This is a genomic window from Paenibacillus sp. Soil724D2, from assembly GCF_001427935.1.
Lineage (GTDB): Bacteria > Bacillota > Bacilli > Paenibacillales > NBRC-103111 > Paenibacillus_E.
On record NZ_LMRY01000059.1, the window covers coordinates 374,171 to 386,636 of the forward strand.

Sequence of the window (12,466 nt, forward strand, 5' to 3'; positions counted from 1 at the left end):
TTACGGTGAGCTTGTTCAAAACCTTCGCATGAACCTCATTTCAAGCCTACTATATAGATTTCGGAAGCTGAACAGAACCTCAAGCATGCAGAATTAAAACATGAAAAAAGTATCGATCAAAACGAGCGCCACCATTATTCATAGAAAATGAACAGGGGTGGCGCATTGTTTCATTCTCAGACTATCATTTGCTTACTTGAACAATAACCCTATCGCTGGATGTTGTTCCTGCATAATTAACAAGCTCGCATCGATACTCGTACGTGCCAATCGGTTTATTATGGATCATCGTAGCTGCAGATTGCGCTTGTGGCGTATAATCGGTGAATGTTTGCGTATTGATAAGAACGCCGTTCTCATATAGACGATATGTGGTGCCGTTCGTGCCCCACCACATGTTCATATTGATGCTGAAATTTCCATCCCCATCCCAGTTATCATGGGATAGGACCGTTTTGGCCGGCGCTGCTTGCGTGACGTTCAATGTTAACACATCACTTCTCGTTGTACCGAATGCATTGACGAGTTCCGTATAATAACGGTAAGTGCCATTCTTTTTGTAGGTAACGGACGTTGCGGTCGTTTGGGCACTCGGCGAGTTGTCCGTGAGGATTTGTGTCTCGATTAATAAGTTATCCTCATAGAGCTTATAGATTTTACCGTTATTGCCCCACCACATATTCATTGTAACCTTGTAATTTCCATCAAGAATTCCTGTATCGTACCAATTGTCGTCCGAGAGCACTGGCTTCCCAGGTACCCCCGTACTTCTGTATACGATATTCGTTACGGTAGCCGTCGCAGTGCCATGATGGCCCGCGGCATCGATAAATTCGAATGTGAAGCTGCCGTTAAAGTTGAACGTATAGCTGCTCGAACCCCCGTTGTTCGTGATCGTTACAGGTTCGCTCGGCGTAATGATCGCGAACACACTGTCCGAGGTGGGTGCTGTGCTGCTGTAAGCTGCCGCAGCGGTCGGCACTGTCCTGTCAACATGGAAAGTAACTGTCTGCTGAGCTTCCACATTACCCGAAAGATCTGTAGAACGGTAGCTCAGGTTATATTGCCCGTCTTGTTCGAAGGTTAACGGGGTTGTATACTGCTGCCATGTGCTCCCGCCATCCAGGCTGTATTCGGTTGATGCTACTCCCGACAAGTTATCTGTGGCCGACAAACTGACCGTTACAGGCAGTGCATACCAGCCATTTTGTCCATCCGGTTGTGCAGGCGACACCGTAGCTGTAGAGACAGGTGCAATCGTTTCAAAGACCGTCAATGTGAGGGACGCCGTCTTGAACGTGGATCCAATGCTCGCGGTCACCGTAATCTTCGCGCTGCCCGGCTTGATCGCCGTTACTTGTCCGAGCGCGTCCACGGTCATTACGGACGTGTTATCGCTGCTATAAGCCACAGTAACTACGCTCATATCCGCAGAGGAGCCGTCATCCATCTTCCCGCTAAGCTGCAATTGCGCAGATTTGCCCGCTTCCATATATGGAACAACATGAGATAAGCTTATAGACTGAACTCCCGGTCCTTCTGGGCCGCCCGACTGCCAGGTCGTGATGCTAACGATATTGCTCAGCCCCGAGATATTACCGCTGGCATCAAACGCCCTGAGCGAATAGGCATACGTCGTTGACGGAGTAAGAAGCTGATCAGTATACGCATATACATCAGAAGCTACTGTCGTCAACGGCAGCTCATTCCGGTAAATCCAATAGCCCTTGACCGCAGTATTGTCGATGTACGGCTCCCAATGAATCCGGATCGCTTGAGCCGATAGGGCTGCTCCGTCGAGCGGCTGGCCCACGGTCGCCACAGGCGGCTCCGTATCGGGCTCAGCCTGCTTGGTTGTGATCAGCAGATAAGGCTCATTCGCCTTTCCCTTGCTCTCGATGACGGCATTGATGCTCGCTACCGGCAGCGTCAGGCCTAGGCTGAGCTGCCCATTGGAGCCATCGGCTTTTACCAGACGTATGGCCTCTGTCAGATCGGTCTCGCTCCATCCCCAATCGGCGGCGAGTCCAAGTCCTGCCAACCGGTCCAGCCGGGCGGGCTTCGTATTCCACGTCACCGTCCCTTCCGACCAAGCCGCGATAGTCCGGTACACGTCCGCTGTGACCGCAGAAGGGCTTCCAATGCCGTACATCATCAGCCTAGCATTCGTAATTTCGCCATCCAGACCGCTCACATCAAATTTGATGAAGCTTTCACGGGTAAAGCTCTCGTTGCCGTCCTTCTTAATCTCGAGATTACTCGTCCGGTAATTCGAGTTAGCATAGCTGCCTCCACGCACATAAGCATCATCGGTTGGCAGCAGCTTCGTCACATTGCCGTCGATCACCTGGAGAAAGCTTTCTGCGCTACGCGACACGCCGTTCAGCGTTACCGTGACGCGAATGACCGCTGTACCTTCGTCCAGCGCGGTGACCTGTCCAATAGTATTGACCTCCGCCAAGCCGGGCGTAAGGCTCTCATACCGGATCAACGCACTCCCAAGCTGTGCCGCATAGCCCGAGTTCATCACTCCAGCCGTTTGCAGCTGTGCCTGCTGGCCTATACCTAGAAACTGCTTGTCGGCCGTAAGTGTGACGCTCTCCAGCTCCCGCGTTGCGGACGTCTCGATCCGTAAAAATGGCTGATGGTCGCTCGACTCCCGGCTGTTGAACAGTGTGTACACGCCCGCCGAAGTATCCTGCACGACTGCGAGCGACATGATCCCCGCGGCCGCTTCGTGACCACCACCGGCGTTCAGCTGCGCCCTAACATAATCCGTAGCATCGAAAACCCGCCACGCATAATCATCCTTGGTGAAGGGCGCCGTCGACAGCTTACCGCCTAACGCAGGCTTATTCGCCCAGACCATGCCGGAACTGCCGGACTCGATCCAGTCGTCGCTGTCCACACCATACAGGCTATTCACCGTATCGCTGCCCGTAGCCGAGGCCCTGCCGTATACCAGTAGCTTGGCCGAGCTGACAGATCCGGTGAGGGCGCCCAGATCAAACTTCAGAAACGACTGGCGCGTGGAGAGGTTATTGCCTCCCTGGACGATCAACGATCTATCCGTCCCCGTATTGGTCGATGTCCCTTGTCGGACCGACACATCGGCCACTGGCACATAATCGCGCACTGTCACCGTCCGGTTGTCATAGTCGATGCCCGTATTGCCCGACACTTCATTGCCGGACAGCACAATCCCCGTGCCCGCCTCGATGAAAATTCCGTTCGTATTGCCCACGATCCGATTGCCTTCAATCCTGATGTCGCGGGGCTCACCTGCGCCGTTGCCCCCGTCGTTCGGATTCCCGATATCGTACAAAGTATGAATAGCCCAGAAGCCCGGCCCCGTATTGTTCTCAATCACATTATCCCGAACCTGGGTGCCCGGAGCATTTTTCAATCGGATTCCCGTCGTACCGGGCTTCATGAAGTTGGCGATGACATTATGATCAATCACCGTATCTGGTGACCCCAGATAAACCTGAATCCCATACAGGGCCGAATTCTCGATACGGTTGTGATGGATGTAGTTGCCCGGTCCGGCTGCGTCATGCGTCGCCCCTGGATTGCCGACGCCGATGCCCGCTTCACCGCTGCCGATCACAGTGTTACCAACGAATTCATTCATATATTCGTCCTCGCCGTGCATGTCGATCGAGTCCAGCTTCGTCTGGTACAGCTCATTGTCCGCAATCAGATTATTATGCGTCCAATTGCTCAGTAGGATACCATGGCGAAGGGACGGCCCGTAGAAGCGGCTGTTGCGAACCACGTTGAATAGTGAATCGTTGTCCCGGCCCAACCGGCTTTCCTTTGACAACCCCTCCAACGACACCCCGTAGCCAGCTCCGCCCTCGAGGGTATCAGTCGCATTGCGCAGCGTGGCATACTGGATAACGACATCGCGGCTGCTGCGGACGAGTACGCCGACGCGCTGGAACTTCTCGATCGTCACATGGTCTAGAATGATGTCCTGCGAAGGATTCCCGTTAGCCGCTGAAATCAAGACAGCGGTCTTCGGACCGCCCCGCTCGGGATTGGCTACCGTTGTGCTCGTTGGATACGCACCCTGCCAGCTTGCCGTCAGCGTCATACTCCGAACGGCGATGCCCTGCTGACCCGCGATACGCAAGATGATGCCTTCGCTCGTCGCATAGTCGCCGATGTTCTTGGCATGGTCGGAGACGAGCAGCACCCCGTCCTCGCTTTCCCCGCGAAGCTGAATGCCTGAGTGCAGCAGCAGATGCGAAGCGCTGTCGCTCGCCGTGCTGGTCAACTGGTAATGCCCATTGGGAAAGTAAACCTCGTCCCCGGGCTGCGCCGCTGCGATCGTAGCCCGGATCGCAACGGCGTCGTCCGTCCCGGTAGCCGACGTAGTCGCGCCGTAATCCACGACATTAAGCGTCCGCCCCGTCACCAAAGGAAGCTCGGGCACCGAATGGGACGTCTCGTCCGGCTCATACAGCCCCGGCTTTGTATGAGGCAGCGCTGCAGGATCGGGACCAGTCGGGGGAAGCTCAAGTGGACTCAGCACGAAGCCGTCCGGATGCGGCTTATATACCTGGACCTCGGTAATACTGTTCCAGTCCGTCGATCCGGTGCCGAGCCCCACGATCCGCACATATCGGCCCGTCGTCGGGGTGAAACCGAACGCCTCCAGTTGCAACGAGTTGCCGCTACCGCTGCCCGAGAACACGGTCGTCCAGGTATCGGCATCGGCAGACACCTGAATATCGAACTTCAGACTACGCTGATCACCACGATAAAAGGCCATGCCGATATAGCCGATCGTCTGTATGGCCCCTAGGTCAAGCTGCAGCCATTGGCCGACGCCACTTGCCGACCAACGGGTCGTCAGATCTTGATCGATAGCGTTGTCAGGGATATTCTCATCACTCATACTGGCGCTGGCAGCTACAATCGTAAGCGCTTTCACAATTTCTGTTGCAGAAGCAACCTGAACCTCTCGCGCAGCAGAAGAAATCTCGCCTGCCCTAAGCTCTTGTCCGCTTACTCCCTGCGTCGGTGCCCATGCCAGCGAAGAAAACAGAAGCAGCCCCGCTACTCCCGCGCTCCAAATCCGTTTTATCCTCTTCATCCCATGCCCCTCTTTCTCCTTTTGATAAGCCGATCCGTCCGCCCGGTCATCCGGGCGAACCATCAACTGTTTTCCGTATCGCAAAGCCTATTTCATATATCGGTCATAAGCAGCCTGCTGAATACTAATCACTTCATCCAGTCCCATCGCCTTAAGCTGCTTGCGGAACTTCTCGAAGTTGCCCGCTACCGGCTCCGTTCCCAGCACCCACTTCTGGAGCTTCTCGTCGGTGAACGTCTGGATGCTCTTCATGATCGAATCAAGCTTTATCTTCTCCTCATCCGTAAACGTCAGGACTGGGAACTGCTCGATCGGGTATTTCTTCTCATTGTACTCCTTCACTCCAGCCAGAGCGGTCTTGTTCGTCCATTGCTCCTCATAGGCAAAATCCTGATAGAAGCCAACTTCCATCTGCGCCCCCTCCGCCTGCAACGCCTCAAGCACCGGCTTACTGCCTGTCAGCAAACTGTCCTTGAATTTCGGCTTGCCGTCTACGAGATTGTAGTGCACGCCTTCGATCCCAAAATTCATCAGTCTCCGTCCTTCCGGAGTAAACCAGAAATCGAAATATTTGATCGTTTCGACCTGATGCTTGTTGGAGGTGGAAATAGCCCACCCACTCTCACTCACCGTAGGCCGCTTCGTTTCTTCACGGACGACCCCGTCGCTGCTGGCCGGAGGGGCCATCGGTGCGAACAGGATGCCGGGTACTTTATCCTTGAGAGTATCATTATAGCTCGCCGTACTGGAGAACCAGTCATGTGAAACGCCACCGACGTTATCGCCGAGCAGCACCTCGCGTGCCTTCGCCCCGCGGGTGAAAATTTCTGGATCAATCAGACCTTCCTTATACCACTTGGCAATATTCGCGACCGCCGTCTCGTAGTTTGCCTCATAAGGGCCATACTTCACCTTGCCCTGGTCCGCATATATGCCGCGGTATGAATTCCAGAACAGCAGCAGATCTTGTGCTCCTCCTTTGTTCACACGGTTGAAGTACGGAATTTCATCAGCTTTGCCATTTTTATTGGGGTCCTTCTCCTTGAAAGCCTTCAGTACCTGGTACAGCTCGTCAACCGTTTTCGGCTGCTGCATATTAAGCGCTTTCAACCAATCCTGACGGATAAACCAGCCCTTCGCGACCAGTCCATCCGGGACGAACGAAAGGAAATACATCTTGCCGTCAGGTGCCGTAGCGAATTTCTTCACATCCGGCCGCTGCTCCAGGAACGCCTTAATATTGGGCGCATGCTTGTCGATCAGCTCATTTAGTGGAGCGAACGCGCCCTCGGAGCCGTATTTGTTGAAATCCCCCTTCACGTTGTAATGCACAATGTCGGGAATGTCGCCGGATACCATCATCAGATTGAACATTTCTTTGCTGTTGGTCGCCGTCTGCGAAGCGGTTCCCTTCAACGTCACATTCGTACGCTTAGCCGCTTCCTTGAATACCGGGAAATTATTGTCGTAAATATACCGATCGCCGTAATGCATATGCATCGTCAGCTCCACCAGCTTGCCCTTCTCCGTTCCTTGGTTCGGTGCAGACGAAGGCACCGCTTCCTTGACATCCTGACCGCATCCTGCCGCCGATAAAGCCACAACCAACGTCAGCGCAGCCCCAACTCCTTTTTTCCATACCTGTTGCTTCATATTTGTACGTCCCCCTTTTGTGTAGTGGAGCCAACTTACCCTTTCACGGAACCAACCAAGGCCCCTTTGCCAAAATATTTCTGAATCAGTGGATAGACGACCATCATCGGGATGATGGAAACAATAATAGTGGCGTAAATGACCGTTTCCTGGGAAACGAGTGTAGCGGAGCCGAAATCGACCAACTGCTCGCTCAGGTTGTTTTCCACGATCAGCTTCTTCAGCAGCACCTGCAGCGGAATTTTATCTTTGTCCTTCAGGACGATCATCGCCCAGAAGTACCCATTCCAGCGCGTAACGGCATAGAACAACCCGACGGTCATCAGCGAAGCCCGGGACAACGGCAAGTACACCGTCCATAAAATCCGGTAATCACCTGCGCCGTCAATCTTCGCCGCCTCCTCCAATTCCACGGGCACGCTTTGGAAAAACGTACGCAGAAGAAACACGTAGAAGGTCGTCACCGCGAACGCGATAATGATGGTAAACCGCTCATTCAGCATACCCATATCCCGCAAATTCAGATAGAAAGGAATCATCCCGGCGTGAAACCACATCGTCAACGCGATCAAAAAATTGATGACGCCCTTCCCCTTCAACCTTTTCTTGGATAGTGGGTAAGCTCCACAAATCGTCAAAAGCAAGCTTACCAACGTGCCCACGACCGTGTAATAGAGCGTGTTGGCGTAGGCCACCCAGATGCTTTTCTGCATCAGGACCTTGACATAAGCCTCCAGATTGATGTTCACCGGCAGCAGCAGCACCTTGCCAGATACGACCGCATCGCCAGAGCTCAGCGAGGCCGACAGCACATACACGAACGGATACAGCGCGGCAAGCCCAATCACCGATAACAAGAGCATATTGACCGCATTGAAGCATTTATCACCTAACGAGGTTCTCATTCCATTCACCTACCAAAGTCCAGTATCGGTCAGCTTCTTGCTGAGCCGGTTAGCCATAATAACGAGCAACAGACTGACGCTGGCGTTGAACAACCCGGCGGCTGTCGCCAGATCGTACTGCCCTTCCTGCAGGCCGGACCTGTACACATAGGTGCTGATCACGTCCGCCGTCTCATATGTTGCGGGCTGATAGAGCAGTATTATCGCTTCGTAGCCAACTTCCATCAGCTGTCCGATCTTGAGGATCAGCATGATCGCAATCGTCGGAATGATCGAAGGCAGCGTGACGTTCCATATTATCTGGAATCGACCAGCCCCGTCGATCTTAGCCGCCTCGTACAGCGCCGGGTTCACCCCGGCCAATGCCGCAATGTACACGATGGCGCCGAAGCCCATCTCCTTCCATATATCCATGGAAATAATATAGATGGTCCGGAAGTACTCCGGCTTCGTCAGGAAATACAGCTTCTCCCCGCCCAGCAGCTGGAGAATGGAATTGACGATACCGGTGGAAGGGGCGAGAAAGTTCGTGACGATACCTGCCACCACCACGATGGAAATAAAATGAGGCAAATACGTAAACGTCTGGACGAATTTCTGGAACAGCCGGTTTCTCACTTCGTTCAGCAGCAGCGCCAGCACGATCGGCGCTGGGAAGGCGAAGATCAGCTGGTATAAGCTGAGCAGCAGCGTGTTTTTCAGCGTTCTCCAGAAATACGGGCCATTAAAAAATTGTTTGAAATGCTCCAATCCAACCCAGGTGCTACCCTCGATGCCTTTGAACAGGCTGAAATCCTTGAAGGCGATTTGCAGTCCATACATCGGTTTGTACATAAATAACACATACCATGCCAGGAATGGTATCAGCAGTAAATACAGCCGCCATTCCTGTACAACATGCTTTCTGATCGTTACCACCAAAAGCGCTTTCAACTCCCCCTACTTCTAGGATCATTTGTCGTATCCCGGATACAATCCTCACTATAATGAACAGGGTTAGGGGCGTCTATCACCATGATTTTTGTATCACCATCATTTCACGATGGGGAGAAAAATCGACGTGTTTTAGCTATTTAGCTTCGTTCAGACCACTATTACTCGCATATTGACCGGGTGAGACGCCCTCATATTTGCGGAACATGCGAATGAAGGTGTTAACGTTATTACAGCCCACCCGCAAAGCCAGCTCGGCGATTTTCACCTTCTCCGTGTCCATAATTTCTTTGGCCTTCTTCACCCGGTATAAGTTTAGGTAATCCTTGAAGTTCTCACCCGTATGCTTCTTGAAGGCTCCGCTAATATAGCCAAGTGAGAATCGATGCATCTCCGCAATCTCCGACAAAGACAGGTCGCGAGTGTAATGCTCATGCACGTAGTCGACGATGCCTTGCATCTGCGTCTGATCCAGCATCTTCTGCTCCGAATGAATGAGTCCGATCAACCGCTCGAACAGCTCGAACAAGGCAGACCTTGCCTCGGCATCCTCAGCCGCATGATGAAGCTTCCGGAGTGCCTCCGCCACTTCGCCCTCATCCGTATCCAGTACTTTGTTCAACTGCTGGAGAATTCGGTTTACCGTATTTTGTAGAGCGTATACGAAATGCGTCCAGCCGGTCCCGCCGATCGCCTCCCTGCTCCGATTCTCATCCAACAACCGCTGCAGCAGAAGGAAAACGTTCTCCCGTTGTCCGCGAATGACGCTCCCGATCAGCTCGCGCTCCCCATCGAGCGGATAATAAAAGCGGTCGTTCATCTGGCCATCCAGATCGCTTCGGACGATGACGAGACGGGACGTGCGCAGTACCCCATAATCCAGCCACTGCACCGCCTGCCGGTAAGCCCGTTCCCACTCGCCGCCCGCCAGAACCGGGTCGCCAAGCGCAGCGACCAGACGCAAGCCGACGCTTGCCTCGATCTCCATCAGCACCGAGCTGACGATCCGCTTCGCCCGTTCGCTATCATCCCCCTGCAGCATGATGCCCATGCGGCGGTAGTCGAAATCGAATACTTCGCATAAGCCTTCCTCACTCAGCCGCTCCGAGAGCAGCAATTGAAGCTGCGACTTAAACGTGACCAGAGCTTCCTTCGTGTAGTGACTCGCCACCTCCGAGTAGCTGGCGAATTCAACCACGCATACCAGACTTGGCGAGGCTAGCCAGACGAGGCCGTGCTTCTCCAGCTCAGCGGCCGCCCGTTCCTGCGGCAGCAAGCCATGGAGCAAGTCCCGCAGCAGCTTGTCCTTAAGCGAAACCTTGCTTTGCATCATCGCTTCCCGCATCTGTTCGTTAGCTCTCTTCATCCGGGCTGTCGTATCGCGTATAAACGTAAATTCATCCCTTTCCTCCGACTCCTTCTCCTCTAAGTCTTCATCCGAGCGCAGCAAGCTGACGACATGCCCGATCGGCAGGTACATCCGGCGGGAAATCCAGTAGGCCAAGCCCCCGCCGAGCAGCAGCAGCAGTACATAGACAAAGCCCGTTACCGTCAACTGTTCCTTCATCGCCGACCAGGGGGCGAACCGTTCCGCCACGTAGACAAACGTCCAAGTCGGCAACACCTGAGAGCGCAGCGTATGCACGGACAGACCGTCTCGGAACGAAAGGCCGTCTTTTCCTGACTGAACCGTCGGGAGCACGTTGTCGCGAACCTCATCTTTCCGCTCCGGCTGGAAAGCGGACTTGTAGGCGAGAAGCCGCTCCCCATCCAGAATGGCGATGGCACTTTCGCCGTCGAGCCCGAGTACCGGAAGTAGATAGCGTTCGTGGAAGGATAAATAGAAATACAAAGCGCTGCCCGGGAGCGCTTCCACTTTTTTCGTAAGTGTAATCAGGGTATCGGCTTCGTATGGCTTCGGCGTCCGGCGCACCCCCATGTCTTCTGCCTCGTCCGAATCAGGCGTCAAGCCCATTTCACTCCAGTACCGGTCCTTTGTAATCGTGTTGCTGGGCGTGATAACCAGATCGTCATTGTCCTTGGTAATGTCGATACGGTAACCGAAATCACGGAACGCATTGCTGCTCTTCTGAAGCTCATTGTAGATGCTCGTAATGTTCGCATAGTCCCGTTGCGGATTGCGTGCATATGCGACAATCGATTCCTGTTCCTTCATCTGGTCCGACAGCGTAAGTGCGAAGCGCAGTTTCATATCCGCCTGATCTCGCATCTGTTCCAGATAGACCGCCTGTTTGCGGTACAATTCCCGGTTGACGTGTTCGTTGCTCTGGTAAATGAACAAGCCTGCCGCGATCAGCGTGTAGAGAATCACCAGCACCAGATAGGCGGACAGCAGCTTGAGAAAAAATCTTTTTTTGATCATGGGAACCCTCCTCTATCTACGAAAGAGATTCAGATACTATAACCGGAAGGAGCCGGTCTGTCTATCGTCATTATTTTGCTATCTCGATTTCTTCACGAATCCGCTCTCGGAGCTGTCGTACTGCCGCAGATACATTATCTTGAAGAAGACGCCTCAATTGATCAGCCTCAGATTACAGCATGTCATTCTCCAAGCGTAACTGACGGTCCTCGGCCTGCAAGCGTTATTCTCAGCATGTACATACGCGACAACAATATCATGTAAAAGAAAAAAACCCTTCTTAGGAAGGGTTTCGTTCGTAGAGTATGATGCGGTCAAGAGGACTCGAACCTCCACGGGGGGTTAGCCCACACGGACCTGAACCGTGCGCGTCTGCCAATTCCGCCATGACCGCAAAATCAGAGAAACTTTAGACGTAGTCTAAAGTTCCTTATACTACTGAGTCATGTAGGATTCGAACCTACGACACCCTGATTAAAAGTCAGGTGCTCTACCAACTGAGCTAATGACTCATGTCCAGAAATAAAAAAATGGCGGAGCTGACGGGATTCGAACCCGCGGTCTCCTGCGTGACAGGCAGGCATGTTGGGCCACTACACCACAGCTCCACACTATGTAAACAACTCTCAAAAAGAGTTTGGTTGCGGGGGCAGGATTTGAACCTGCGGCCTTCGGGTTATGAGCCCGACGAGCTACCGGGCTGCTCCACCCCGCGACATTACTAGCATGATATTTTATTATAGATAAAATATGGTGGAGGCTGACGGGATCGAACCGCCGACCCTCTGCTTGTAAGGCAGATGCTCTCCCAGCTGAGCTAAGCCTCCATGGGATAGAACTAGAAAAATGATGGTGACCCGTAGGGGACTCGAACCCCTGTTACCTCCGTGAAAGGGAGGTGTCTTAACCACTTGACCAACGGGCCTCGTAAACAGGCTTTTCTTATGTAAAAGTTTATTGGTGGCGGAGAGAGAGGGATTCGAACCCTCGAGACGCTTGTGACGCCTACACGATTTCCAATCGTGCTCCTTCGGCCAGCTCGGACACCTCTCCATGAAAAGCCTGATATGTTATAAAAAATGGCTCCCCGAACAGGACTCGAACCTGTGACAACTCGATTAACAGTCGAGTGCTCTACCAACTGAGCTATCAGGGAAAACTGCTTGGCAACGTTCTACTCTCCCAGAACCCTGCGGTTCAAGTACCATCGACGCTGGAGGGCTTAACGGTCGTGTTCGAGATGGGAACNCCCAGAACCCTGCGGTTCAAGTACCATCGACGCTGGAGGGCTTAACGGTCGTGTTCGAGATGGGAACGCGTGGGTCCCCTCCGCCATCATCACCAAACAGTCAAAGCGTGGTTTGCGCCTTGAAAACTAGATACGAAACTTGCGTAAAGTAATCATGTGCATGGCTACGTTAGACGTAGGTGCTAGCTGCTTAGTCAGCTTTTTGGTTAAGCCCTCGACCGATTAGTATTCGTCAGCTG

Annotated in this window: 5 protein-coding genes, 8 tRNA genes, 1 rRNA gene and 1 pseudogene; all 15 read right to left on the reverse strand. The window is 53.3% G+C overall.

Annotated features, from left to right (window positions below; all coding sequences use genetic code 11):
• Positions 1–184: 184 nt before the first annotated feature.
• Complete coding sequence (locus ASG85_RS35280) at positions 185–4,138, reverse strand: DNRLRE domain-containing protein (protein WP_235550287.1); 3,954 nt, start codon at positions 4,136–4,138, stop codon at positions 185–187.
• 444 nt (positions 4,139–4,582) lie between these two features.
• Positions 4,583–5,167, reverse strand: a pseudogene (locus tag ASG85_RS40050) (discoidin domain-containing protein); the annotation flags it as partial.
• A 24-nt stretch (positions 5,168–5,191) separates the two neighbouring features.
• Entirely contained in the window at positions 5,192–6,757 is a 1,566-nt protein-coding gene (locus tag ASG85_RS35285) for an extracellular solute-binding protein (RefSeq protein ID WP_082588354.1), read from the reverse strand.
• A gap of 35 nt (positions 6,758–6,792) precedes the next feature.
• Positions 6,793–7,662 carry a carbohydrate ABC transporter permease gene (locus ASG85_RS35290; RefSeq protein ID WP_060649333.1) on the reverse strand — a complete coding sequence of 290 codons (870 nt, stop codon included), beginning with the start codon at positions 7,660–7,662 and terminating at the stop codon, positions 6,793–6,795.
• Positions 7,663–7,671: 9 nt separating this feature from the next.
• Positions 7,672–8,580, reverse strand: a complete 909-nt coding sequence (locus ASG85_RS35295; protein ID WP_321166624.1) for an ABC transporter permease — start codon at positions 8,578–8,580, stop codon at positions 7,672–7,674.
• Positions 8,581–8,731: 151 nt separating this feature from the next.
• Positions 8,732–10,978, reverse strand: coding sequence for a helix-turn-helix domain-containing protein (locus ASG85_RS35300; protein WP_057307937.1), 2,247 nt, complete (start codon positions 10,976–10,978; stop codon positions 8,732–8,734).
• A 309-nt stretch (positions 10,979–11,287) separates the two neighbouring features.
• A tRNA-Leu gene (locus tag ASG85_RS35305) sits at positions 11,288–11,372 on the reverse strand.
• 45 nt (positions 11,373–11,417) lie between these two features.
• Positions 11,418–11,490 (reverse strand) — tRNA-Lys (locus ASG85_RS35310).
• A gap of 19 nt (positions 11,491–11,509) precedes the next feature.
• A tRNA-Asp gene (locus ASG85_RS35315) sits at positions 11,510–11,586 on the reverse strand.
• 30 nt (positions 11,587–11,616) lie between these two features.
• Positions 11,617–11,693, reverse strand: a tRNA-Met gene (locus ASG85_RS35320).
• A 36-nt stretch (positions 11,694–11,729) separates the two neighbouring features.
• A tRNA-Val gene (locus ASG85_RS35325) sits at positions 11,730–11,805 on the reverse strand.
• A 23-nt stretch (positions 11,806–11,828) separates the two neighbouring features.
• Positions 11,829–11,903: transfer RNA gene (locus tag ASG85_RS35330), tRNA-Glu, on the reverse strand.
• Between the two features lie 36 nt (positions 11,904–11,939).
• Positions 11,940–12,031 (reverse strand) — tRNA-Ser (locus ASG85_RS35335).
• Between the two features lie 27 nt (positions 12,032–12,058).
• Positions 12,059–12,134 (reverse strand) — tRNA-Asn (locus tag ASG85_RS35340).
• 82 nt (positions 12,135–12,216) lie between these two features.
• Positions 12,217–12,324: ribosomal RNA gene (gene rrf, locus ASG85_RS39780) — 5S ribosomal RNA — on the reverse strand.
• Positions 12,325–12,466 lie beyond the last annotated feature (142 nt).